This window comes from Bacteroides sp. AF34-31BH, assembly GCF_003602795.1.
In the GTDB taxonomy this organism is placed as follows: domain Bacteria; phylum Bacteroidota; class Bacteroidia; order Bacteroidales; family Bacteroidaceae; genus Bacteroides; species Bacteroides uniformis.
Map to the genome: position 1 here is coordinate 28,555 of NZ_QTLV01000002.1, position 25,181 is coordinate 53,735.

The window sequence follows — 25,181 nt, forward strand, 5'->3', positions numbered from 1 at the left end:
CAGTTATTTTTGCAGTTAAAACGATAGGATAAATCAACATGCAAGAAGAAACAGAATATATCAATGTATATGGTGCGCGCGTGCACAACCTCAAGAATATCGATGCCGAGATTCCCCGTAACAGCCTGACTGTGATTACAGGCCTGAGCGGAAGCGGCAAGTCCTCTTTGGCATTCGATACTATTTTTGCCGAAGGGCAGCGCCGCTATATCGAGACTTTTTCGGCATACGCCCGTAACTTCCTGGGAAACCTGGAGCGTCCGGATGTGGACAAGATAACGGGACTGAGCCCGGTTATCTCCATCGAGCAGAAAACCACCAACAAGAATCCGCGCTCCACCGTGGGCACTACCACCGAGGTGTACGATTACCTGCGTCTGCTCTATGCCCGCGCCGGCGACGCCTACTCCTACCTCTCGGGCGAGAAGATGGTGAAGTACACCGAAGAGCAGATACTGGACCTCATCCTGAAAGACTATAAAGGAAAGCGCATCTACATCCTTGCCCCGCTGGTGCGGGGTCGTAAGGGACACTACAAGGAGCTTTTCGAGCAGGTGCGCAAGAAAGGCTACCTCTACGTGCGTGTGGACGGCGAGGTGCGCGAAGCCCTGCCCGGTATGAAGCTGGACCGCTACAAGAACCACGATGTGGAGGTAGTGATAGACAAGCTTGTGGTGGCAGATAAGGACGACACGCGCCTGAAGAACAGCGTAGCCACCGCCATGCGCCAGGGCGACGGGCTGCTGATGATACTCGATGCGCAGACCGACAGCGTGCGCCATTACAGCAAGCGGCTGATGTGTCCCGTGACGGGCTTGTCCTATCGGGAACCGGCACCGCACAACTTCTCCTTCAACTCCCCGCAGGGCGCATGCCCTAAGTGCAAAGGGCTGGGGGTGGTGAGCCAGATTGACATCGACAAGGTGATTCCCGACCGCGAGCTCTCCATCGCCGGAGGTGCCATCGCACCCTTGGGGAAAGCCAAGAACAGCATGATTTTCTGGCAGATTACCGCCTTGCTGGAGAAGTATGAGGCAACGCTGAAAACTCCGGTGAAGGAGCTGCCGGAGGATGCACTGGACGAGGTGCTCTACGGCTCGGACGAGCGCATCAAGATAAAGAGTTCGCTGATAGGCACCTCTTCCGACTACTTCGTGACGTTTGAGGGTGTCATCAAATACATTCAGATGTTGCAAGAGAAGGATGCTTCCGCCACGGCGCAGAAGTGGGCGGACCAGTTTGCCAAGACTGCCGTTTGTCCGGAGTGCCATGGCGCCAAGCTGAACAAGGAAGCGCTTTCGTTTCGCATCCACGACAAGAACATCTACGAACTGTCCACAATGGACATTAGCGAGCTGTATGACTGGCTATCTGCCGTAGACCCGCATCTCAGCAGCAAGCAGCAGCAGATTGCCGGTGAAATCCTGAAGGAAATCCGTACGCGGCTCAAGTTTTTGCTCGATGTCGGTCTGGATTATCTTTCGCTGAACCGTAGTTCCGTCAGCCTTTCCGGTGGTGAAAGCCAGCGTATCCGCCTGGCTACGCAGATAGGTTCACAGCTGGTGAATGTGCTGTATATATTGGATGAGCCGAGTATCGGCCTGCACCAACGCGACAACCAGCGCTTGATACACTCTTTGAAGGAACTGCGTGACATTGGCAACTCCGTCATTGTGGTGGAGCATGACAAGGATATGATGCTCGCCGCCGATTATGTCATTGATATGGGGCCGAAAGCCGGTAGGCTGGGAGGGGATGTTGTCTTTGCCGGTACTCCCCGTGAAATGCTACGGACGCATACGCTGACTTCCCAATACTTGAATGGTGAGCGTGCCATTGAGGTGCCTGCCAAGCGTCGCGAGGGCAATGGACACAGTCTGTGGCTGCGTGGCGCCAAGGGTAATAATCTGAAGAATGTGGATGTAGAGTTCCCGCTGGGCAAGCTGATTTGCGTTACCGGTGTTTCCGGCAGTGGCAAGTCCACGCTTATCAACGAGACGTTGCAGCCTATTCTTTCGCAGAAGTTCTACCGCTCCCTTCAAGACCCTTTGGAGTATGACAGCATTGAAGGGTTGGAGCATATAGACAAGGTGGTAAATGTGGACCAGTCTCCCTTGGGACGTACGCCGCGCTCCAATCCTGCCACCTATACGGGTGTGTTCTCGGATATCCGCAATCTGTTTGTCGGCCTGCCCGAAGCGAAGATACGCGGGTACAAGCCGGGACGCTTCTCCTTCAACGTCAGTGGCGGACGCTGCGAGGCTTGCCAGGGCAACGGCTACAAATGTATTGAGATGAATTTCCTGCCAGATGTGTATGTGCCTTGCGAGGTGTGCCACGGCAAACGCTATAACCGCGAGACGCTGGAAGTGCGCTTTAAAGGCAAGTCCATTGCCGATGTGCTGGATATGACCATCAACCGTGCGGTGGAGTTCTTCGAGAATGTGCCCCAGATATTGAATAAGATTAAGGTTATCCAGGAAGTGGGATTGGGCTATATCAAGCTGGGACAGTCCTCCACCACGCTCTCCGGAGGTGAGAGCCAGCGCGTAAAGTTGGCTACGGAACTCTCTAAGCGTGATACGGGCAAGACACTCTATATCCTCGACGAACCTACCACCGGACTTCATTTTGAAGATATCCGCGTACTGATGAATGTACTGAACAAACTTGTTGACAAAGGAAACACCGTCATCGTCATAGAGCATAATCTCGATGTCATCAAGATGGCGGACTACATCATTGATATGGGTCCCGAAGGTGGCAAGGGGGGAGGGGAACTCCTCTCCTGCGGAACACCCGAAGAGGTGGCGAAGAGCGAGAAAGGCTATACTCCGAAATTCCTGCGTGAAGAGCTGGGGGATAATTACTAATTTTGTAACTTGTTATGGTGAAAATTAATAAGACGAATGCAGCGCGGCTGCTCGACAAAGCCAAGATAGCCTATGAACTCATTCCCTATGAGGTGGATGAGAACGATTTGAGCGCCGTACATGTAGCCGCCAGTTTGGGCGAGGACATCAACTGCGTGTTCAAGACACTTATTCTTCACGGCGATAAATCCGGCTACTTTGTCTGCGTCATCCCGGGTGAGCACGAAGTGGATTTGAAACTGGCGGCAAAGGCATCGGGCAACAAGAAGTGTGACCTCATTCCGGTTAAGGAACTTTTACCTCTGACGGGCTACATCCGCGGAGGTTGTTCGCCCATCGGCATGAAGAAGCCTTTCCCTACCTATATCCATGATACGTGCCTACGGTTTCCGTATATCTATATCAGTGCCGGACAACGTGGTTTGCAGCTTAAACTGGACCCGAAGGATTTGGTAAAAGAAGTGCGTGCAGAAGTTTGTGTTCTTTTTAATGAATAAATTTTCTATTTCTGCCGAGATATTTTAATTTTATAAGGAAATATTCAATAGAATTTATATATTTGCAGGAATTATTCAAGAAATCAATCCAATTACTAATTCTAAAAACTAATTTTTATGTTCAACAAACACCCTAAAGGTCTGATTGCCGCATCCTTTGCTAATTTGGGCGAGCGTTTCGGCTTTTATACCATGATGGCCATTCTTGTACTTTTTCTGCAAGCCAAGTTCGGACTGGATGGAAAAGAGGCAGGTTTGATCTACTCAACATTTTATTTTTCTATTTACATTCTTGCATTGATAGGTGGTATTATTGCCGACAGAACCCGTAATTACAAAGGTACCATCTTTACCGGCATTGTCTTGATGGCGGTAGGCTACTTGATGCTTGCCATCCCGTCTCCTACACCGGTTGCCAATAAAACCTTGTTTTTGGTGATTACTTGTGCGGCCTTGTTTGTCATTGCTTTCGGAAATGGTCTTTTCAAGGGAAATCTTCAAGCGCTGGTAGGGCAGATGTACGACAATCCCCAATATTCCAGCATGCGTGATTCTGGTTTCTCCTTATTCTATATGTTCATCAATGTAGGTGCCATCTTTGCTCCGTTTGCCGCAGTAGGCGTACGTAACTGGTGGCTGTCCACATTCGGCTACAATTATGATGCCGACCTGCCTGCCCTTTGCCACGGACATCTGGCAGGAACGCTGACTCCCGAAGCTGTGGACACTTATAGTGCACTGGCAACGAAAGCCACTATTTCCGGAACACCCGTAACGGATATGACGGTATTTGCCAATGAATATCTGAACGTGTTTACCACCGGTTTCCATTATGCATTCGGTGTAGCTATCTTGGCTATGGTTCTTTCTTTGGTAATTTTCGTCATTAACAGAAAGAAATTCCCCGATCCCAGCAAGAAGGTGGCTGCAAAAGCGGGCGATGCCACTGCAGTGGAGATGAGCGCACAAGAGGTAAGACAGCGCATGTATGCATTGTTTGCCGTATTCGGTGTGGTAATTTTCTTCTGGTTCTCGTTCCATCAGAATGGGTTGACACTGACGTATTTTGCCAAGGAATATACAGATTTGAATTTGTTCGGCATGGCTATTTCCGCTGAGCTGTTCCAGTCTTTGAACCCGATTTTCGTTGTATCTCTGACACCGGTCATCATGGCTGTCTTTGCAGCACAGCGTGCCAAGGGTAAAGAGCCTTCCACTCCGCGGAAGATTGCCATCGGTATGGGTATTGCTGCCACCGGCTTCCTTATAATGGCTATCGGTTCTTATGTAAGCAACTTGCCGATGCACAAGGATATAATCGCTTTGGGTACCTCTCCGGTGAAGGTGACTCCGCTGTTGCTGATGGTTACCTATCTGATATTGACTGTTGCCGAATTGTACATTTCTCCGTTGGGCATTTCATTCGTGTCCAAGGTGGCTCCTCCCAAATATCAGGGTATCATGCAGGGCGGTTGGCTCGGCGCTACTGCCATTGGTAATCAGTTGCTCGTTATCGGTGCTATCCTTTACGAAAGTATTCCTATCTGGATGACGTGGACGGTATTTGTAGTAGCGTGCTGCATTTCCATGTTCACCATGCTGTTCATGCTGAAATGGCTTGAAAAGGTGGCGAAGTAATCGGAAACGAAAGATAAAACTAAAGGCTGCGCAATGTTCGTAATGAACTGCGCAGCCTTTAGTTTTTGGAGGGCTTTTAATGCCGGGGCTCAGATTTCCAGTCCCATGATGTAGTCATTCATGTAATATCCGTTTCCTATCGGGAAATCCCCTTCACGGAGTTTCCGCATTCCCATATGTTCGTAAAACTGCAGTGCCTTGTTGTTACGGTTCACATTCAATTCCATCAGACAAGGGCCGGGATGCACTTCCTTGATGTACTTGATGGCTTCGCGAAAGAGGAAACTGCCGCAATGTGCACCCTGGTAATAGGGGAGCACATAAATCTTTTGCAGGTGGAATAAATTTTCTCCTTGCTGCTGTACGGACACATAGCCCGCCGCTTCACATTCTTCGTAGGCCAGGAAGTAGACGTGACCTTCCTCTTCCATTTGCTTGCGGATATTGTCCAATGAATACATCCATTCCATCATGTAGTCGGTCTGTTCGGGAGTAAGGATATCCTTATACGTGACAGGGAATATCTGCTGCGCAAGTTTCTGAATCAGTGCGCAGTCTGCTGTCGTTGCTTTTCTTATGGTAAACATATCGGTTGTATTTATACTGTTTGGGGTGTAAAGTTAAGCCTTTTTTGTGAAACAATCGTTATCTTTGCAGACCGTTACCGAACTAACTAATTTTGATTTTAAAAATTATGGCATTTACGAGCAACATTATGATTGTCCGCCACAGATTACTGAAGGAACTGGTAAAGCTGTGGAATAACAACGAACTTGTGGATAAAATAGACCGGCTGCCCATCGAGCTGAGTCCGAAGAGGTCCAAGCACGCGGGACGCTGCTGTGTGCACAAAGAGCGCGCGGTGTGGAAGTACAAGTCATTGCCGCTTCTGGGACTCGATATGGAGGACGAGACGGATGAGCTGACCCCCTTGTCGGAGTACGCTGCCCGTGCACTGGACAGAGCGGAAAATGGCAGGCCGAAAGACAATATCATGTGTGTGATTGACGAAGCTTGTTCGGCATGTGTGCAGATTAACTACGAGATTACGAACCTCTGCCGCGGATGTACGGCACGCAGTTGCCAGGTAAATTGTCCCAAGAAGGCAGTGCACGTCAAGGAGAGCGGGCAGGCATGGATTGACCATGATGCGTGTATCAGTTGCGGCATCTGCCATAAGAGTTGTCCCTACCATGCCATTGTTTATATTCCCGTACCTTGTGAGGAAGCTTGTCCCGTGAAAGCCATCAGTAAGGATGAGAAGGGGATAGAGCATATTGACGAAAGCAAATGTATCTATTGCGGAAAGTGTCTCAATGCATGTCCATTCGGAGCAATTTTCGAAATATCGCAGGTGTTCGACGTGTTGCACAGAATCCGCAAGGGTGAGCAGGTGGTGGCTATCGTGGCTCCGTCCATCCTGGGGCAGTTCAAGACGACTATTGAACAAGTATATGGCGCATTGAAACAGGTCGGTTTTACGGATGTCATCGAGGTGGCTCAGGGAGCGATGGATACCGTCAGCAACGAGGCGCACGAGCTGATTGAGAAGCTGGAGGAGGGTCAGAAGTTTATGACGACTTCCTGCTGTCCGTCTTATATAGAGTTGGTGAACAAGCATATTCCTGCCATGAAGCCTTACGTGTCGGGCACCGGTTCGCCGATGTATTATGCTGCCCGCATTGCTAAAGAGAAGTATCCGGATGCGAAGGTGGTCTTCATAGGTCCTTGCGTTGCCAAGCGCAAAGAGGCGCAGCGCGACGAGGCGGTGGACTTTATCATGACTTTCGAGGAGGTGGCTTCCGTGCTTGCCGGGCTGGATATTCAGATGGAGCAGGCAAAGCCCTATTCCATGAGTTTCACTTCCGTGCGCGAGGCGCATGGTTTTGCGCAGGCAGGAGGCGTGATGGGTGCCGTGAAAGCCTATCTGAAGGAAGAGGCAGATAAAATCAATGCCGTACAAGTGGCTAATCTGGATAAGAAGGCTATCGGTGCGTTGCGTGCTTACGCCAAGTCGGGCAAGGCTCCGGGGCAATTTATTGAAGTGATGGCTTGCGAGGGTGGTTGTATTACCGGGCCATGTTCGCATAATGAAATAACTGCCGGAAAGCGCCAGCTGACGCAGGAGTTGGCAAAGAGAAAAGAGACGTATTAGCCCTTTGTCCGTTTATATGAAGCATTTGATTGACAAATTGCGGAGCAATCGCAGGCTGGATGCCGAAGAGTATAAAGCCTTGCTTCTTTGTCGGGACACAGAACTTGCAGCCTACCTGCAGGAGCTTGCCCGGGAAGAAGCGCTTGCCTGCTTTGGCAATAAAATCTTCATTCGCGGACTGATTGAGATAACCAACCGTTGCCGCAATAACTGCTACTATTGCGGCATACGGAAGGAGAACCGGAACATAGTCCGTTATGAGCTGGCGCAGGAGGAGATTCTTTCGTGTTGCCATGAAGGCTATCGGTTGGGTTTCCGTACCTTTGTGCTGCAAGGGGGCGAAGCGCCGGCGGTGAAGGATGAGGGGATGGTGGAGACAGTTGCCGCCATCCGGCAATCCTTCCCGGATTGTGCCATTACCTTATCCTTGGGCGAGAAATCGCGGGAAGCCTACGAACGTTTCTTCCTGGCAGGTGCCAACCGCTATCTGTTGCGGCACGAAACCTGCAACGAAGGGCATTATCACCGGCTTCATCCTGCGGAGATGTCCCTTTCCCATCGGTTGCAATGCTTGGACTGGCTGAAAGAGATAGGCTATCAAGTGGGAACCGGAATCATGGTGGGCAGTCCTTACCAGACGGTGGACCATTTGGTAGAAGACATTCTCTTCATCGAACGGTTTCAGCCGGAGATGATAGGCATGGGACCTTTTCTTCCGCATCACGATACTCCGTTTTCCTCTTTTCCGCCGGGAGATATGGAGTTGACGTTGAAGTTGCTTTCTATCTTCCGGTTGATGCATCCCGCGGCACTGATACCTGCTACCACTGCCCTGGCCACACTTGCTCCGGACGGACGGGAACGGGGAATATTGGCTGGCGCCAATGTCGTGATGCCTAATCTTTCGCCTTCTCATCAGCGGGCGAAGTACTCCCTCTATGATAACAAAGCTTCTGCGGGTGCCGAAGCGGCAGAAGGTTTGCTAAAATTGGAGGAACAACTGAAAGGGATAGGCTACGAGGTATCAAGAGAGAGAGGAGATTATGAGAATGGAGAATTGACCGTTGATAATTGATAATTTTCAAATCTTCATTCTTTATTTTAATTACCAATTATCAATTTACGAAGTGTATAACATAAAGTCAAGACAAGCAGAAGAATTCATCAATCACCAGGAGATATTGGATACATTGGAGTATGCGCAGGCAAACCGCAACAACCGTCCGCTCATTGAAAGTTTGATTGACAAGGCTGCTTTGTGCCAGGGGCTTTCCCATCGGGAGGCGGCCCTGCTGCTGGAATGTGACGAGCCGGAACTGGTGCAGCGCATCTATCGTCTGGCACGTGAAATCAAACGGAAATTCTATGGCAACCGCATTGTGATGTTTGCCCCGCTTTACCTTTCCAACTATTGCGTGAACGGTTGCGTCTATTGCCCGTATCATGCCAAGAACCGTACCATCCCCCGCAAGAAACTCTCGCAAGAGGAGATACGCCGCGAGGTTATCGCCTTGCAGGACATGGGACATAAACGCCTGGCGCTGGAAGCCGGAGAAGACCCTCGAAACAACCCTATCGACTATATCTTAGAGTCTATCCGCACCATCTACAGCATCCACCACAAGAACGGGGCCATCCGCCGGGTGAATGTCAACATAGCCGCCACTACAGTGGAAAACTATCGGTTGCTGAAAGAGGCAGGTATCGGCACTTATATCCTTTTTCAGGAGACTTACAGCAAAGAGCATTACGAAGCCTTGCATCCCACGGGACCGAAAAGTAATTATGCCTACCACACCGAAGCGATGGACCGCGCTATGGAGGGTGGCATCGACGATGTAGGTATCGGTGTATTGTTTGGTCTGAATACCTATCGCTACGACTTCGTAGGATTGCTGATGCATGCCGAACATCTGGAAGCTACCTTTGGCGTGGGTCCGCATACCATCAGCGTACCGCGCATTTGTCCGGCAGATGATATTTCGACCGAGGATTTTCCCGATGCCATCTCGGATGAGATGTTCTGCCGTATTGTGGCGGTTACCCGCATTGCGGTGCCTTATACGGGAATGATTATTTCCACCCGTGAGTCGGAAGCCGTACGCCGTCGGGTGCTCGAACTGGGCGTTTCGCAGATAAGCGGCGGTTCGCGCACCAGCGTGGGAGGCTATGCCGTGCCGGAAGCCAAAGAGGAAGATTCCTCCCAATTCGATGTGAGCGACCGGCGCACGCTGGATGAAGTGGTGAGTTGGCTGCTCGACCTGGGGCATATCCCCAGCTTCTGCACCGCCTGCTATCGCGAGGGACGTACCGGAGACCGCTTCATGTCGCTCGTCAAGCGCGGACAGATAGCAAACTGCTGCCAGCCCAATGCACTGATGACATTAAAAGAATATCTGGAGGACTATGCCTCCTCCGAAACCAAGGAGAAGGGCATACAGCTGATTCGTGAGGAGATGGAGCATATCCCGAACCCCAAGATACGGGCGATAGCCGAACGTAATCTTCAGGAGATAGGGGAGGGGAAAAGAGACTTTAGATTTTAGATTTCGGATTTATGAATAATACACCTCGTTCCAACCGCCTGCACATTGCCGTCTTTGGACGACGGAACAGCGGAAAGTCCAGCCTTGTCAATGCCTTGACCGGGCAAGACACGGCATTGGTATCCGCAACGCCCGGCACTACTACCGATCCCGTAACCAAAGCCATGGAAGTATATCCTTTGGGCCCGTGCCTCTTTATCGATACCCCCGGTTTTGATGACGACGAAGGCGAACTGGGCGGTATGCGCGTGGAGCGTACCTTAAAGACGGTGGAGAAAGCGGACATCGCCCTCTTGCTTTATGAAGCTGACGGAACGCTGGAACAGCAATGGCTAAAGCTACTGGCTGCGCGCGAAATCCCCGTGATACTGATACTGAATAAAGCCGATTCCCGTCAAGACACCGCTTCCGTGGTGCTTCGGATTGAAAAGGAATGCGGGCAGGCTCCCGTTGTGGTCAGTGCCAAAGAGGGTACCGGCATTCAAGGCATTTTCGATGCTATTCTCGAAAAGCTTCCCGAGAATTTTGGTGAGCAGACTATCACGGGCAATTGGGTAAGTGAAGGAGATGTCGTCCTGCTGGTGATGCCCCAGGATATACAAGCCCCCAAAGGTCGTCTCATTCTTCCGCAAGTGCAGACCATCCGCGAACTGTTGGATAAAAAGTGCTTAGTGATGAGCTGCACCACCGACAAGCTGCAAGCCTCCCTGCAAGCCCTTGTCCGTCCGCCTAAGCTGATAATCACAGACTCTCAGGTGTTCCCCATCGTCTATCAACAAAAGCCTGCCGAGAGTAGTCTTACTTCCTTCTCGGTTCTTTTTGCCGGTTACAAAGGAGACATCAATGCCTTTGTAGAGGGAGCTGCCGCTATTCATAGCCTGACACCCCAATCGCGTGTACTGATAGCCGAAGCCTGCACCCACGCCCCGCTGACCGAGGACATCGGCACCGTCAAAATTCCCCGCCTGTTACGAAAGCGCATCGGCGAGGAATTGCAGATAGACTTTGTATCTGGAAATGACTTTCCCAAAGACTTGTTCCGATATGATTTAATTATCCATTGCGGCGCTTGCATGTTCAACCGGAAGTACGTTCTCAATCGTATAGCCCATGCCCACGCACAGCACATCCCCATAACCAACTACGGAGTAGCAATTGCGAGTCTGACCGGTATATTGGATAAAATTGTTATCCATCGGTAAATATCCCTCTTCCTCTCTGTTCACGTTACTGATGTTATAGAGTAGCGTGAACTACTTTTCTTGTTAATAATGTTTAATATAAAGTACTTTGTAATGCAAGGTACTGGTATAATACATATATTTGTGCCATACAAGGAACAACAATAGAATGAATAAGGACACTCATTACTCTATTGCGCAGCCAAATAGTAAATCGTAAATTGTCAAATAGTAAATACTATTATGGATGTAAACAATGTAAAGTCGCAAATGCGCAAGGGCATGCTTGAATATTGCATCATGCTGCTGCTTCACAAAGAGCCGGCTTATGCTTCGGATATCATTCAGAAGTTGAAAGAAGCCAGACTGATTGTGGTGGAAGGTACACTTTATCCGTTGCTCACTCGTTTGAAGAACGACGACCTTTTGGGGTATGAATGGATTGAGTCTACACAAGGTCCTCCCCGTAAATATTACCGGTTGACGGAAAAAGGAGAAGTCTTTCTCGGTGAACTGGAAACATCCTGGAAAGAGTTGAACGAGACGGTGAATCACATTAGCAATTCTTGAAATGACCACAGAGAATATGCTGCATTCGCCGAATGGTAAATAGTAAATCGTAAATAGTCAAATTGTAAATAAATAGTGTGTTATGAAAAAGACATTAACTGTAAATTTAGGTGGAACCGTTTTTAATATTGATGATGACGCATACCGCCTTTTGGATAATTATCTGAGTAATCTCAAGATACACTTCCGTAAGGAAGCCGGTGCCGACGAGATTGTAGATGATATAGAACGCCGCATTTCCGAACTCTTTGCCGAGAAATTGTCGGCCGGTTCGCAAGTAATCACGATAGCCGATGTGGAAGAGGTGATTGCCCGCATGGGAAAGCCGGAAGATATGGAGGCGGAAGGAGAGAGTGCTAGTGCCGATTCCGGCAGCACGAGTGCCGGGGGCGGCTATGGTGCCGGTGCTTGGAACAGCAATACCGCTTATGGCACTACACGCCGTCGTCTATACCGCAATCCGGATGACAAAATGCTGGGTGGTGTCATCAGTGGAATGGCTGCCTACCTGGGATGGGATGTAACTTTACTTCGACTGTTACTGCTTGTCATCTTGATTTGTGGGGTAGGGACATTGATACCGGTCTATATCGTGTGTTGGCTGGTTATACCGGAAGCCCGCACAGCAGCCGAGAAGTTGAGTATGCGTGGCGAGGCCGTTACGGTAGAGAATATCGGAAAGACGGTGACGGACGGTTTTGAGAAGGTTGCCAATGGGGTGAATGATTATATGAGGTCGGACAAACCCCGTACTTTCTTGCAGAAGTTGGGAGATGCATTGGTGATGATTGTCGGCTGGTTCTTGAAAATCTGTCTGGTGATATTTGCCATTATCTGCAGTCCGGTACTGTTTGTATTTGGAGTGGTATTTGTGGCGTTGTTGTTTGCTGCGATAGCGGTGGCTGTTGGTGGCGGTGCGGCTCTCATTTCCTTTTTCCCGATGGCTGATGTGGTACTGCCTACTTCTCCGTTGTCTGCCATTGTGATGTACATTGCAGGAATCTTGCTGGTAGGAATTCCTTTGGTCAGTCTTGTATGGGCCATCTTCAGTCAGATATTCAAATGGCAGCCGATGAATTCCGGTTTGAAGTGGACGCTGGTTATTCTTTGGATTGTAAGTGCGGCTTGCTTCGGAATCTGTTTTGCAGTGCAAGGGGCTACTTTCCCGGAATTGGGTATCTTTAACTTCTGAGAATAGTAATTTCTTTTTTAATTGATATCGTGTTTGTAGGAATCTGATTTCTATAAACACGATATTTTTTATTTCAATGTAATTATTTGTTATACAGTGGAATATTTCGTTTGGAAAAGGTGTTTTTTAAACGTTCGTTTAATGAACGCAAAGATAACGTGTATTTTTGAATCTCGCAAAATGTTTAATAAAAATATTCTATAAATTTCTTTTTAGTGAGTATAATACTTTGTCAGTAAGCCTATTGCATTGTATTTCTCTAACTTCTTCCTTTTACTAATTTTTAAGTAATCTTCCCTCTTTAGTTTTCTTAAATATTGACGTTCAAAAAACGAACGTCTATTGAACGCTTTTTGCTTGCAATAGATTCGTTTACAGCATTTTACCTGACAGGTAATGAATGACTGCAAAAAATCTGTTGACAAGAAGGGCATAAAGCTTGTCGTATTCTACATAAAGTGTCCGCAAGTAATTGAATTTCAAGTGTATGCAAGAGGTTCAAAGCCCCAGGAGAACACCCTTGTCTGAACAAAAGCATAAAAATGGGAATAGAGAAAGAGGTCGAAATCTGGTATGCTATGCGTGCCACCTACCGCAGAGAACCGGATGCCATGCATCTGCTCAAGAAAGAAAATTTGGGCTGTTTCATTCCTATGCAATACAAGATATGTATAAAAAAAGGGAAAAAAGTCCGTGCTCTGGTTCCGGTCGTTCATAATCTGCTTTTTGTCCATGCCCGTCCTTCCGATGTGCAGCGTGTAAAATCTCAAGTCACTTATCTGCAATATATCACCGATACCCGCAGTGGGCAGAAGATTATTGTCCCAGACGGTCAGATGCAGCGTTTCATTGCCGTATCCGGCACTTACGATGATCATCTTCTTTATTTTCAACCGGATGAATTGAACTTGTCCAAAGGTACCAAAGTCCGGATTACCGGCGGTGAATTTGAGGGGCAAGAGGGTGTGTTTCTGAAGGTGAAAGGCGCACGTGACCGTCGCGTGGTTATCGAAATACAAGGTGTCATAGCTGTTGCCATGGCCACTATCCATCCCGATCTTATAGAAGTAATCGGCTGAACTTTAATTTTTAATTCTTAATTCTATAATTGCTTATGTCTCTTTCCGAAGAAGCAATCACTCTTCAGCGTGCTGCGCACGAACTGATGTATTTGGGTATGGACGGCAGTCCCGTCTATAGCGATGACTTGTCACGGCGGAACGGTGAGGTCTACCGTCTTACCATGGCTTTGTACCGGTCGGGTGTAAAAGGCACTACCATCGACGAGCAGGCAAATGTCTGTCTTGCCCTTCTTATGGGTTACAGCGCCTCTTTTGTGGACCATGGCGAAAAGCAGCGGCATGTCCAGAAAGTGCTGGACTGTTGTTGGGATGTGCTCGATGCCCTTCCCGCTTCCTTACTGAAGCTCCGCCTGCTTACCGCCTGTTACGGTGAAGTGTTCGACGAGTCTTTGGCCGACGAAGCCCGCGCCATTATAGCCTCCTGGGATTCTGCGTCACTCACTCCCGAGCAGCAGGAAGCCATTGCTGAATTTCAGAACGTGGTAGACAATCCCTATCCATGGGAATACATAGATGAATAAACAAGTTACACTATAATGCTTAATAACAAATCCGTATTGATTACCGGAGGAACAGGTTCCTTCGGCAAGAAGTTTGTGGAAACCATACTTCGTGATTATCCTCAAGTAAAGAAAATCATTATTTACTCTCGCGATGAGCTGAAACAATTCGAGCTGAAGCAGAAGTATTCTGAGAAAAACTATCCGCAGATGCGCTACTTCATCGGTGATGTTCGCGACCTCGAACGCTTGACGCGTGCTTGCGAAGGAGTGGATGTGATTATCCATGCAGCTGCCATCAAGCAGGTAGATACCGCTGAATACAATCCTGAAGAATGCATTAAAACCAATGTGCACGGTGCGCAGAACGTGATTAAAGCCGCCCTTGCTACCGGTGTTCAACACGTAGTGGCACTCTCCACCGACAAGGCTTGTGCCCCTATCAACCTTTACGGCGCCACCAAGCTCACATCGGACAAGCTCTTTACTGCTGCCAACAACATCAGCGGTTCCAAGGACATCCGCTTCTCCGTGGTTCGCTATGGCAATGTGATGGGCTCCCGCGGTTCCGTGATTCCCTTCTTTATCAATAAGCGCGACAGCGGAGCTACCGAGCTCCCCATTACCGATATGCGCATGACCCGCTTCAACATCTCGCTCGAAGCCGGTGTGGCACTGGTGATGTATGCCATCGGCCATCATCTGGGCGGTGAAATCTTCATTCCGAAGATTCCTTCCTACCGCATCAAAGATATAGCCACCGCCATCGCTCCCAATCTGCCGCAAGTAGAAGTGGGCATCCGTCCGGGCGAGAAGCTGCACGAAGAGATGATTACGGTGACCGATGCCCTCGATACGATAGACTTGGGCCGGTATTACGTCATCCTTCCCTCTGTATCCTATAAGCACAATCGTGAGACGTATCTCAAGCATCACAATGCAGTGCCCGTGCCCGACGGCTTTCACTACAGCAGCGACAACAATGTAGACTGGGAAACCGTAGAGTCCATGCGCGAGAACATCAAGAAATACGTCGACCCTAATTTTGAGGTGAAATGACCGCAAAGCCTATTCCTTACGGCCGCCAGCATATCACCGACGAGGATATCCGGGCAGTTATCGAGACCTTGAAGAGCGATTACTTGACGCAAGGTCCCAAAATAAAAGAATTTGAAACGAAGTTTGCCGGATATGTAGGCGCCAAGTTTGCCGTAGCCGTAAACAATGCCACTTCCGGACTGCACCTTTCTGCTACGGCTCTGGGCGTAAAGCCCGGAGATAAGGTTATCGTCACCCCGATGACTTTTGCTGCCAGTGCCAACTGCATCCGTTATTGCGGTGGCGAGGTGGTGTTCTGTGATATCGACAAGGATACCTACCTCATGGATATCCACAAATTGGAGGCCATGCTAAAGGCTGCCCCCCGCGGCACTTACAAAGGCATTGTTCCCGTTGATTTTGCGGGCTATCCTTTGGATATGGAAGCATTTAAGAAACTGGCCGACGAATACGGCCTATGGATTCTCGAAGACGCCTGCCATGCTCCCGGAGGATATTTTCTGGATAAAAAAGGAAACGAACAATACTGCGGCAATGGCAATTTTGCCGACCTCGCCGTGTTCTCCTTCCACCCTGTGAAGCATATTGCTACGGGCGAGGGTGGAATGGTTACCACCAACAGCAAGGAGCTTTACGACAAACTCTGTCTGTTCCGTACCCACGGCATCACCAAAGACCCCGCTTTGCTGCACGAGCATCAGGGTGGTTGGTATTACGAGATGCAGGAGTTAGGCTACAATTACCGGCTGACTGATTTTCAGGCTGCATTGGGTATTTCTCAGTTAGAGCGTGCGAAAGCAGGTCTTGAACGCCGCCATGAAATCGTGAAACGCTATAATGAAGCGTTTTCCGGAATAGATGGCATCAAGACTCCATTCAATGCTGCCGATGCTTATCATGCCTATCATCTCTATGTCATTCAGGTAGCCAACCGTTTAGGTCTTTACAATTACCTGCACGAAAACAATGTTTATGCTCAGGTGCATTATGCCCCTCTCCATCTGATGCCTTACTATCAGCAGTTGGGTAATAAGAAAGGAGACTTGCCTGTAGTGGAAGAGTATTACGAGCACTGTTTGAGTCTGCCGATGTATCCCACGCTGACGGATGAGGAGCAAGGATATGTAATAGAGAAAGTGATTGAATTTGTAACAAAATGAATTACGCAAATAAACTTGTTCTCGGTACGGTACAGTTCGGGCTTGATTATGGCGTCAATAATCAGTCTGGGCAAGTTCAGCAGAGTGAGGTCAATAAGATTCTGCAATTGGCAAAAGAGAGTGGAATTAAGAAAATTGATACATCTTCTGCTTACGGAACCAGTGAAAGCGTATTAGGTAAATCGCTTTCAGAGAATAACCTTCAGTTTCATATTATCTCCAAATACCCTCAGTCCGAAAATAGTGTTGCTGCCATATTTGCTTCTTCTTTAGAGAAACTCCAACAGAAGAAGTTATATGGATATCTTGTACATCATTTCGAGTTCTATCAGTCTCATCCGCAATTATGGGAAAAAATGAAAGATCTCAAAGCAGAGGGAAAGATAGATAAAATAGGTTTTTCACTCTATAATACTGATCAACTGCAATATTTGCTGGATAATGAGGTTGTATTTGACGTTCTGCAGTTTCCTTATAATCTCTTTGATCGTCAGTTTGATACCTATCTTCTCTATCTCAAACAATGCGGAGTAGAGATACACACTCGCTCGGTGTTTCTGCAGGGACTTTTTTTTAAAAACGTGCGTAAATTGACAGACAAGTTGCTGCCAATGAAAAAATATTTGGAGAAACTGCATGAATATTGTGGCATCAGTGGTATTTCTATGGAACAGCTGGCTTTGAACTATGTAGTTTCTCATCCAAATATTGATGGAGTTCTTATAGGAGTGGATAATTGTCAGCAATTGCAAGCAAATGTTGATGCTTTACAAAATGGGCTTCGGCAGGAAGATATTGATTTTATTTCATCAATCAACGTATCAGAAAAAGAACTATTAAACCCAGTGAATTGGAAATGAAAATATTAGCAATAACTCAGGCCCGTTATGGTTCTACCCGTTTACCGGCCAAAATCTTGAAAGAGGTGTGTGGAATGACCTTGTTGGAAATCCATTTACACCGTATTCTGCAATCAAAACTTATCTCGAAACTAAAAGTGGCTACGACCACGGAAGAAGGTGCCGAATATATTATCAACATTGCCGACAAAGTAGGTGTTGAATCCTATCAAGGTTCAGTCAATGATGTATTGGACCGTTTCTATCAAACAGCAAAGCCAGAACATCCTGATTATGTGGTTCGTATTACTTCAGATTGTCCTTTGATAGATCCTGAGATAATTGACAAGACAATTGCAGCTTGTATTGAATCAGGGTGCGATTATGTATCCAATACTTTGATGCTGACTTATCCGGATGGAATGGATGTGGAAGTATTTAAATATTCTGTTTTGGAAAGAGCGTGGCAAGAGGCAGCTTTGCAGAGCGAACGTGAGCATGTCACGCCGTACATCTGGAAAAACTCGACAGTCAAGGGAGGTAAGCTATTCAAATCCATAAATGTAGCTAATGATGAGGATTGGTCAAAAGAGCGCATAACAGTAGATACTCCTGATGACTTTGCATTGGTGAAGAACCTGATAGAGCAATTGGGTATAGAGAAAAGTTGTGCGGACTATGTAGCTTATCTCGATTCTCATGAAAACATAAAAGCCATAAACCAACACTACTCTCGTAATGAAGGCTATGACAAGTCATTATTGAACGATTAATTAATTTTATTATGGGAAAAGGACAAGACCTTTACAAGAAAGCAAAACAGATGATTCCAGGTGGAACCATGTTGTTATCAAAGAGACCTGAACAACTGTTGCCTGAGAACTGGCCTTCATATTTCAGTAAATCAAAGGGATGTGAAGTATGGGATCTTGACGGTAATCATTATTATGACTGTTTCTTGATGGGCGTTGGCACTAATACTCTTGGCTATGCCAATGATGAAGTGGATGAAGCTGTCATGAAAGTAGTTAAAGACGGAAATTTGACCACTTTTAATTGCCCTGAAGAAGTATATTTGGCAGAAAGAATGATTGAATTGAATCCTTGGGCTAGCGGTGTTCGCTATACACGTGGTGGCGGCGAGGCCAATGCCGTTTGTGTACGTATTGCCCGTGCCTTCTCAGGCAAAGATAAAGTAGCTATTTGTGGTTACCACGGTTGGCACGACTGGTATGTTTCAGTAAACCTTGGCGAATCGGATGCACTTGCTGGTCATCTTCTTCCTGGCATTCCGACTGACGGTGTACCCAGGGGGTTACGTGGAACTTCCATACCTTTTCATTATAATAATTTTGATGAATTACTTGATATAGTGAATAAGAACCCCGATTTGGCAGCCATCAAGATGGAGGTGTGCCGTAACTTCGGTCCGGAAGACAATTTCCTGCAGAAAGTCCGAAATCTTGCTACTGAACGTGGCATCGTACTCATTTTCGATGAATGTACGAGTGGATTCCGTGAAACTTTCGGTGGCTTATATCTTAAATACGGTGTTGAACCGGATATGGCCATTTTCAGTAAGACGTTGGGTAATGGTTATGGTATCTGTGCAGTTGTCGGAAGAAAGAATATCATGGAAGCTGCGCAAGGTTCATGGATTAGCAGTACATTCTGGACGGAACGTATCGGCCCGACTGCTGCATTGGCAGCTTTGAAAGTTATGGAACGTACCAAATCTTGGGAAATTATTACTGAGATAGGTAACGACAACAAGAAACGTTGGCAGGAGCTGGCTGATAAATATGGCCTACAAATAGAACAATGGGGTATTCCTGCTTTAGCCGGCTATACCTTCAAGAGCAAGAATTATCTAGCATATAAGACTTTTGTCACTCAAGAAATGCTGAAAAAGGGATATTTGGCAGGGACAAGTATGTACACTTGCATTGCCCATACACCTGAAATCATAGACGGATATTTCTATGAATTGGATAAGGTTTTTGCCCAAATCCGTGAGTTTGAAGATGGTCGTGATGTAATGAAAGCATTGGAAGGTCCCGTTTGTCAATCCGGATTCAAACGTTTGAATTGATTTGAAATGTGGTTTTGTTATTTAAAAATCTTATTTTTTAGACCATAAAAGGTTAAGATAAAATAGCAAAAGCATGAAAACAACGTCTGAATACATTGCTCTTCTACGTAAATATATGGCTGAAAATGCCTATAAATATGGCATTATGCGTATGGGAATATTTGGCTCCGTGGCACGTGGTGAACAGACGGCGGAGAGCGATGTGGATGTTTGTATTGAATTGCAAACACCCAGCATGTTCAGTTTGGTTCATATTAAAGAAGAGCTTCAACTCTTATTTGGCTGCGCGGTAGATATCGTAAGATTGCGTGAAGATATGGACGGAATATTGAGACAGAACATTATGGAGGAAGGCATTTATGCATAAAAAAGAAGCATTCTTCTTTTGATGTTTTCTTCATTTGTTTTTTTGTAGCAAAAGAAACTCTATATGGACGAAAAAGAATGCTTGAGTAAGTTGTCACCCTTTTTGTACTGGGACATTGATATGTCTCAAGCTTCTATGGATGCCTGCCCTCAACAAGTGGTTCAGCGAGTACTTGAGTATGGCAATCTTGATGATTGGCGTTTGATACGTGCGTATTATGGTTTGCATCGCATTGTAGAGTTATGTAAGCAGATGCGGACACTTGATCCGGTTTGTCTTTCTTATATTTGCCTCTTGTCCGGCACGTCAAAAGAAGAATATAGATGTTATCATACGGCACAGTCGAAGCCCACACTCTGGAACTCTTGTGCCTGATGTGGTGAAGAATTTCCAATAATTTCAATTTAATTCATTTCCCTTCCTTGAGAAAAATCTACTTCCGTGCCGATGCAAGCGCTACTATCGGTTACGGCCATTTTATCCGTACCTTGGCTTTGGCCGATATGTTAAAGGATGATTTCGATTGTACCTTTTTTACTTGTCATCCTACCCCTTATCAAGTAGAGGAGATGGAGAAGGTATGTCCTTTCATCCCCTTGCAGGAAGAAACGCATTCTGCTGATTTCCTTTCCCATCTGCAAGGTGATGAAATCGTGGTGCTCGACAATTATTTCTTCACTACCGATTACCAGCGTGCCATCAAGCAAAAAGGCTGTCGCCTGGTGTGCATTGACGATATGTACGACAAGCACTATGTGGCCGATGTTGTGATTAATCACGGAATAACCAATGGAAATTTATTTAGTACAGAACCTTACACGCAGTTGTGCTTGGGTTATGCTTGGGCACTGTTGCGCTTGCCGTTTCTACAATTGCCACAAATACAGCGGAAAAATAGAAAGATAGAAAAAGCCATTGTCTGTTTTGGTGGTTCCGACAAGAATGATTTGACCACTCGCTTTGTATCTTTTTTGCAAAAAGAAAAGACTGTGAAACAGATAATTGCGATAGTAGGTGATAAATACCAATTGGATACATTGCATTGCTCTTCAAAGGTTTCTTATCAGCACAATTTGTCTGCATCCGAGATGTCAGAGCTCTTTAGACAATCAGATATTGCTTTTGTGCCGACCAGCACAGTGTGCTTGGAAGCATTGTCCCAACAATTACCCGTTGTTGCCGGATATTATGTAGACAACCAAAAGGAAGTTTATGCTGAATATGCCGCAAATAATTTAATATATCCTTTGGGGAACTTGTTGAATTTGGACTTTGCAGAGATGAATTATTCTTTGATTGTAGAAAAAATCAATTCTTTGCATACAATGGATTTTTCTTTAGTGTCATTGCGTTATAGAAGGCTGTTTCAAAATATGTTTGTTCCTATAGAGATAAAGAAGAATGGACTGAAATTTGTTGATTATAGAATTTTGGATAAAGACAAGCAATTATTGATATGGCAGGCAAGAAATGAAGAAAAGGTGCGTATTCAAATGGCGCATACGGAGCCTATTCTTTGGGAATCCCACCTGAAGTTTGTAGACAGCCTGAGTGTTCAGTATAAGAAGATATATATGGCCGTTTATCGGGAAGAACAACTTCTTGGTTCTGTAAATATAGAATATAGTTCAGCCACGCATTTGGAGCGCGGGCTATTTATATTGCCGGAGTTTTGGGGAAATGGAGATGCTGTGTTGATTGAAAACACCTTGTCTGAATTTCTTCAGGAACAGCAGGTGACTTCTGTTATGGCAAAGGTATTGAGGAGTAATAGCCGGTCGTTGCACTTTCATTTGAAATTGGGGTATAGACAAATATCCAATGATGATGAATATGATTATTTAATTAAAGACTTGAACAAATAGATGAGTAAGGTAATGATAATAGCAGAATTATCTGCTAATCATAATGGAAATAAGCAAATAGCTATAGATACTATCGTTGCTGCCAAGAAATCCGGTGCCGATGCCGTAAAGTTGCAAACTTATACGGCTGACACTATAACGGTGGATTGCCGTGCTGATGATTTTAAGATTAAGCAAGGTACAATCTGGGATGGAACTCGTTTGTACGATCTTTATAAGCAAGCCTATACCCCTTGGGAGTGGCACGAAGAATTGTTTCGTGTGGCCAAGGAGGAAGGACTTATCTGTTTTTCATCACCGTTTGATAAAACTGCGGTAGATTTCTTGGAGTCCTTGGGCAACCCTATTTATAAGATTGCCTCTTTTGAAATTACGGATATTCCTTTGATAGAGTATGCCGCCAAGAAGATGAAACCGATGGTGATGTCTACCGGCATTGCCACTGAAGAAGACATTCAGTTGGCTGTAGATACTTGCCGTGCGGCGGGCAATGATGATATTACGCTGTTGAAATGCACCTCCTCTTATCCTGCCCCCATTGAGGAAGCCAATCTGTGCATGATAAAGGATTTAGCCGAGCGCTATGGAGTGAAGTCCGGTTTGTCCGATCATACCATTGGCAGTGTGTCTGCCGTAGTGGCTGTGACACAAGGTGCAACCATGATTGAAAAGCATTTTATTATCGACCGTAGTATTGGCGGCCCCGATGCCTCATTCTCAATGAACGAGCAGGAGTTTGCCCAAATGGTGAAAGATATACGCATGGCCGAAGCGGCTATCGGCTCAGTATCGTATGAACTTACTGATAAGATGAAGTCGGGAAGGGAGTTCTCCCGTTCGCTCTATGTAGCCGAGGATATGAAAGCCGGAGAAGTGATTACAGAGCAGAACGTTCGCTCCGTTCGTCCGGGCTTCGGTTTGCACCCTAAGTATCTGAAAGATATATTGGGAAAGAAAGTAAATCAGGATTTGGAGAAAGGAACGAGATTTGCATGGGAGTTCGTGAATAGTTAGAGGTCATCAAAAAAGAGAATATTGTTACTGCAATTCTTAAAAATAAAACTATCTTTGCGGTAGTCTAAACACTAAAAACATAGTCTATATGAATCGCAAGGAATTGGTGAAGCGTCTGAAATATATGATAAAGAGTGTTGCTCCCAACTCTCAGACTATTCTTTATGGTTCTGAGGCACGTGGAGAGGCAAAACAGAATAGTGACATTGATATTCTGATTTTAGTGGATAAAGATACAGTTTCTCCTATGGAGGAGGATGTCATTACTGCTCCAATATATGATTTGGAAATAGAAACAGGTACTATTATTAGCCCGATTGTGATGACTCGTAAAGCTTGGGAGGCAGCAAAGAGAAAGACTGTATTTTATTATAATGTAATGAAAGATGGTGTGTTGCTGTGATGGAAGAGGATATAAAGCGTGATATTGTCAATTATAGGCGTCAAAAGGCATGTGACTTGATGCATGATGTTGATGTCTTGATAGATAATGAACTATGGAATTCTGCTGTAAATAGGATGTATTACGCTTGTTTTCATATGGTTTCAGCATTGTTGATTTTGCATGGAATTGAAGTGAAAAGTCACATGGGAGTTCGACAAGCTTTTGGACTTCATTTTGTAAAGACGAATTTGTTGTCGTCTGAATGCGGGCGCATCTTTTCTAAAATTTACGATAAAAGGCAGTCAAGTGATTATGATGATTTCAAAGAGTTTACCAAAGATGAAATTGATAATTTGTACCCTCAGATTTCATTTTTGATAAGTGAAGTTGATAGATTGATTACAGAAAAATAGATTTCCTTCTTCCCCTCTTTTTTTAGTATCTTTCATCCCCCTTCGTTAGCAAAATACGAACAGATTTTGTTCCTTTGCAAGTAAACAATGCCCCTACGGAACGAATGACAAATATCACCCCATTGCTTTACCAAAGCGGGTATGTGACGATAAAGAATTATTCTCCGCTTACACATCTTTATACGCTGGATATCCCCAATAAAGAAGTGCGCATGGGGTTGATGATTTTGGATATAGAATAAAAAAGGGAGCCTTTTACAGCCCCCTATACTCCCTTTCCGCATCGAAGCACGGACAAGCTTTCACCGGATTCAAGTCGTGATGTCCAATAATCAGTGCCCGTGGAAAGATGCGTTTCAACTCGCGTAGCAGTGCCAGCAACGAAGCCTTCTGCTCCAAAGTGCGGGTATCAGCAGGACAGCCTTCGGCATCCAACCCTCCTTCGTAACAGATGCCGATGGAGTGGCGGTTGTGATTGAGGCAATGCGCACCTATTTTTTCCAACGGGCGGCCGCGGTGTATTTCGCCGTTGCGGGTCAGATAGAAATGATAGCCGATGTCACGGAAGCCGCGGTGGTGGATGTGGTCGCGGCGGCAATCCTCAAAGCCCAGGGCCACGCCTTGAGGCGTGGCTGAGCAATGAACAATGAGCAGGGTAATCGTACGCATGGCTATTTGCAAGCGCCCAGACCTAAAGCTCCCGCTATGGCGGTAGCTACGGTGATGATTACTTTGAGGACAATGCCCCACACGGATTTTGACTTTTTGTCTTCACTCATGATGATTGGTAATTGATAATTAGTAATTTGTAATTATTCTCATCCTAACGGATTCTCGCCTTGATCACCGTCACTTCCTCCGGAACCGCCGTCGGAACCACTGCCATCGGGAGCTTTTCCGCCTACGGTGTACAGGGAAGATTCCTTCAGCTGTCCATCCAGGTTGATTTGGGCATTACTCAGTTCGCCGGTGGCACGGGCGCGGAGCTTCAGCCCCTTCACGTTGTTGGCCAGCGAGAAGTCGGCAGCAGATTGCGCCCCTTTCTTGCTGACGATTCCTACGGAGAAGATGGCAAGGTCGTCCAGTTTCACGTTCTTGCCGTCCAGAATCAGCTCCTTGGTGCAGGAAACCATGTCGGCCAGTACTCCCTTGATGACACCACTCGAATAGGGGGTGTTGTGATTGGACATGTGCTTGGCCAGCTTTTCGATGTCGAAGGTTTCTTCGATTACGGGGCGTGCATACCAGAGGCCTTTCAGTGGGCTGTCTTCGCCCGTCACTTGATACTTTTTGTAACGAATCATACGGATTAAAAATTAAAGGTTAAAAGATAAAAACGTTTGCTGTGTTGAACTCAACGATGCAAAGATAAGGGTGTGGATACGGGCGTTTGTCGGTTCCGGTCGGTTCCGGTCAGTTTCGGTCGGTTTTAGTTGGTTATTTACGCTTGTATGTTTGATAATGTCATGATTTATGGTTACTTTTGATGAAATATAAATCATAACTGTCAACTATGGATTGTTTTGTCATACGTACATACGGGCGTACCGAATTGGCCCAAATCTATTGCCCCAATCTTTGTCCGGAAGCTGCCTTCCGCAAACTGAAACACTGGATAGACCTTTGTCCCGACCTGCGTGACGGGCTTTCCGCCTTGGGCGGTTCTTCCCGTTCACGCTCCTATACGCCTGCCCAGGTGAGGCTGATAGTGGCTGCACTTGGAGAACCTTAAACCTGAGGTTGGGCAACGTAA

General features: G+C 46.5%; 28 protein-coding genes. 24 read left to right on the forward strand and 4 right to left on the reverse strand.

What is annotated here, in order from left to right:
* Positions 1–38 precede the first annotated feature (38 nt).
* The 3 genes from uvrA (at position 39) to DWZ67_RS03675 (ending at position 5,008) form a co-directional block, all read left to right on the forward strand.
* Positions 39–2,873, forward strand: a complete 2,835-nt coding sequence (gene uvrA / locus DWZ67_RS03665; protein ID WP_057255991.1) for an excinuclease ABC subunit UvrA — start codon at positions 39–41, stop codon at positions 2,871–2,873.
* 17 nt (positions 2,874–2,890) lie between these two features.
* Positions 2,891–3,370, forward strand: coding sequence for a Cys-tRNA(Pro) deacylase (gene ybaK, locus DWZ67_RS03670; protein WP_057256108.1), 480 nt, complete (start codon positions 2,891–2,893; stop codon positions 3,368–3,370).
* 117 nt (positions 3,371–3,487) lie between these two features.
* Positions 3,488–5,008, forward strand: a complete 1,521-nt coding sequence (locus DWZ67_RS03675; protein ID WP_057252567.1) for a peptide MFS transporter — start codon at positions 3,488–3,490, stop codon at positions 5,006–5,008.
* An 89-nt stretch (positions 5,009–5,097) separates the two neighbouring features.
* Here DWZ67_RS03675 and DWZ67_RS03680 read toward each other — a convergent pair whose 3' ends face one another.
* Positions 5,098–5,595 carry a GNAT family N-acetyltransferase gene (locus DWZ67_RS03680; protein ID WP_057255989.1) on the reverse strand — a complete coding sequence of 166 codons (498 nt, stop codon included), beginning with the start codon at positions 5,593–5,595 and terminating at the stop codon, positions 5,098–5,100.
* A gap of 107 nt (positions 5,596–5,702) precedes the next feature.
* On the opposite strand from DWZ67_RS03680, the gene DWZ67_RS03685 reads away from it, so the two are divergent.
* From DWZ67_RS03685 to DWZ67_RS20035, 20 genes are all read left to right on the forward strand, one after another.
* Positions 5,703–7,163 (forward strand): monomeric [FeFe] hydrogenase, encoded by a 1,461-nt coding sequence (locus tag DWZ67_RS03685; RefSeq protein WP_005825346.1) that lies wholly within the window; start codon positions 5,703–5,705, stop codon positions 7,161–7,163.
* Between the two features lie 16 nt (positions 7,164–7,179).
* Positions 7,180–8,238 carry a [FeFe] hydrogenase H-cluster radical SAM maturase HydE gene (gene hydE / locus DWZ67_RS03690; RefSeq protein WP_057255988.1) on the forward strand — a complete coding sequence of 353 codons (1,059 nt, stop codon included), beginning with the start codon at positions 7,180–7,182 and terminating at the stop codon, positions 8,236–8,238.
* A 52-nt stretch (positions 8,239–8,290) separates the two neighbouring features.
* Positions 8,291–9,709: a [FeFe] hydrogenase H-cluster radical SAM maturase HydG gene (hydG, locus tag DWZ67_RS03695; RefSeq protein ID WP_057255986.1), complete on the forward strand. Its 1,419-nt coding sequence runs from the start codon at positions 8,291–8,293 to the stop codon at positions 9,707–9,709.
* 11 nt (positions 9,710–9,720) lie between these two features.
* On the forward strand, positions 9,721–10,911 hold the full coding sequence (gene hydF, locus DWZ67_RS03700; protein ID WP_120138154.1) for a [FeFe] hydrogenase H-cluster maturation GTPase HydF: 1,191 nt from the start codon (positions 9,721–9,723) through the stop codon (positions 10,909–10,911).
* A 222-nt stretch (positions 10,912–11,133) separates the two neighbouring features.
* A complete protein-coding gene (locus DWZ67_RS03705) occupies positions 11,134–11,460 on the forward strand; it encodes a PadR family transcriptional regulator (RefSeq protein ID WP_005825341.1) in 327 nt (108 codons plus the stop codon).
* An 82-nt stretch (positions 11,461–11,542) separates the two neighbouring features.
* On the forward strand, positions 11,543–12,652 hold the full coding sequence (locus DWZ67_RS03710; protein ID WP_117713474.1) for a PspC domain-containing protein: 1,110 nt from the start codon (positions 11,543–11,545) through the stop codon (positions 12,650–12,652).
* A gap of 542 nt (positions 12,653–13,194) precedes the next feature.
* Positions 13,195–13,731, forward strand: a complete 537-nt coding sequence (locus DWZ67_RS03715) for a UpxY family transcription antiterminator (protein WP_005825336.1) — start codon at positions 13,195–13,197, stop codon at positions 13,729–13,731.
* Positions 13,732–13,766: 35 nt separating this feature from the next.
* Positions 13,767–14,255: a UpxZ family transcription anti-terminator antagonist gene (locus DWZ67_RS03720; protein WP_117713475.1), complete on the forward strand. Its 489-nt coding sequence runs from the start codon at positions 13,767–13,769 to the stop codon at positions 14,253–14,255.
* A 15-nt stretch (positions 14,256–14,270) separates the two neighbouring features.
* Positions 14,271–15,293, forward strand: coding sequence for a UDP-N-acetylglucosamine 4,6-dehydratase (inverting) (pseB, locus tag DWZ67_RS03725; RefSeq protein ID WP_057255978.1), 1,023 nt, complete (start codon positions 14,271–14,273; stop codon positions 15,291–15,293).
* Complete coding sequence (pseC, locus tag DWZ67_RS03730) at positions 15,290–16,453, forward strand: UDP-4-amino-4,6-dideoxy-N-acetyl-beta-L-altrosamine transaminase (protein WP_057255976.1); 1,164 nt, start codon at positions 15,290–15,292, stop codon at positions 16,451–16,453. Before pseB ends, pseC begins: the two co-directional genes overlap by 4 nt.
* On the forward strand, positions 16,450–17,313 hold the full coding sequence (locus DWZ67_RS03735; protein ID WP_057255975.1) for an aldo/keto reductase: 864 nt from the start codon (positions 16,450–16,452) through the stop codon (positions 17,311–17,313). Before pseC ends, DWZ67_RS03735 begins: the two co-directional genes overlap by 4 nt.
* Positions 17,310–18,065 carry a cytidylyltransferase domain-containing protein gene (locus DWZ67_RS03740; protein ID WP_057255973.1) on the forward strand — a complete coding sequence of 252 codons (756 nt, stop codon included), beginning with the start codon at positions 17,310–17,312 and terminating at the stop codon, positions 18,063–18,065. Before DWZ67_RS03735 ends, DWZ67_RS03740 begins: the two co-directional genes overlap by 4 nt.
* An 11-nt stretch (positions 18,066–18,076) precedes the next feature.
* Positions 18,077–19,384, forward strand: a complete 1,308-nt coding sequence (locus DWZ67_RS03745; RefSeq protein WP_057255971.1) for an aminotransferase class III-fold pyridoxal phosphate-dependent enzyme — start codon at positions 18,077–18,079, stop codon at positions 19,382–19,384.
* Between the two features lie 73 nt (positions 19,385–19,457).
* Positions 19,458–19,751: a nucleotidyltransferase family protein gene (locus DWZ67_RS03750; protein ID WP_117713476.1), complete on the forward strand. Its 294-nt coding sequence runs from the start codon at positions 19,458–19,460 to the stop codon at positions 19,749–19,751.
* A gap of 63 nt (positions 19,752–19,814) precedes the next feature.
* A complete protein-coding gene (locus DWZ67_RS03755; protein WP_081028963.1) occupies positions 19,815–20,126 on the forward strand; it encodes a DUF6922 domain-containing protein in 312 nt (103 codons plus the stop codon).
* Positions 20,127–20,173: 47 nt separating this feature from the next.
* A complete protein-coding gene (gene pseG, locus DWZ67_RS03760) occupies positions 20,174–21,616 on the forward strand; it encodes a UDP-2,4-diacetamido-2,4,6-trideoxy-beta-L-altropyranose hydrolase (protein ID WP_120138155.1) in 1,443 nt (480 codons plus the stop codon).
* Entirely contained in the window at positions 21,617–22,630 is a 1,014-nt protein-coding gene (gene pseI / locus DWZ67_RS03765) for a pseudaminic acid synthase (RefSeq protein WP_117681554.1), read from the forward strand. It begins immediately after the preceding gene.
* A 79-nt stretch (positions 22,631–22,709) separates the two neighbouring features.
* Complete coding sequence (locus DWZ67_RS03770; RefSeq protein ID WP_371413541.1) at positions 22,710–23,033, forward strand: nucleotidyltransferase domain-containing protein; 324 nt, start codon at positions 22,710–22,712, stop codon at positions 23,031–23,033.
* A complete protein-coding gene (locus DWZ67_RS03775; protein ID WP_034529826.1) occupies positions 23,033–23,428 on the forward strand; it encodes a HEPN domain-containing protein in 396 nt (131 codons plus the stop codon). Before DWZ67_RS03770 ends, DWZ67_RS03775 begins: the two co-directional genes overlap by 1 nt.
* A gap of 104 nt (positions 23,429–23,532) precedes the next feature.
* Positions 23,533–23,670, forward strand: a complete 138-nt coding sequence (locus DWZ67_RS20035; protein WP_165852453.1) for a hypothetical protein — start codon at positions 23,533–23,535, stop codon at positions 23,668–23,670.
* A 13-nt stretch (positions 23,671–23,683) separates the two neighbouring features.
* Here the strand turns inward: DWZ67_RS20035 and DWZ67_RS03780 are convergent, their stop codons facing one another.
* From DWZ67_RS03780 to DWZ67_RS03785, 3 genes are read right to left on the reverse strand one after another with little or no spacing between them, the layout of a single operon-like run.
* Positions 23,684–24,097 (reverse strand): N-acetylmuramoyl-L-alanine amidase, encoded by a 414-nt coding sequence (locus DWZ67_RS03780; protein WP_044468502.1) that lies wholly within the window; start codon positions 24,095–24,097, stop codon positions 23,684–23,686.
* Between the two features lie 2 nt (positions 24,098–24,099).
* Positions 24,100–24,207, reverse strand: a complete 108-nt coding sequence (locus DWZ67_RS20650; RefSeq protein WP_005829485.1) for a smalltalk protein — start codon at positions 24,205–24,207, stop codon at positions 24,100–24,102.
* Between the two features lie 39 nt (positions 24,208–24,246).
* Complete coding sequence (locus tag DWZ67_RS03785; protein WP_009038578.1) at positions 24,247–24,732, reverse strand: DNA-binding protein; 486 nt, start codon at positions 24,730–24,732, stop codon at positions 24,247–24,249.
* 209 nt (positions 24,733–24,941) lie between these two features.
* Here DWZ67_RS03785 and DWZ67_RS03790 point away from each other — a divergent pair, with 209 nt between their 5' ends.
* The gene (locus DWZ67_RS03790) at positions 24,942–25,160 is read left to right on the forward strand and encodes a DUF4248 domain-containing protein (protein ID WP_057087746.1); all 219 of its coding nucleotides are present in this window, start codon (positions 24,942–24,944) and stop codon (positions 25,158–25,160) included.
* The last annotated feature ends 21 nt before the right edge of the window (positions 25,161–25,181 follow it).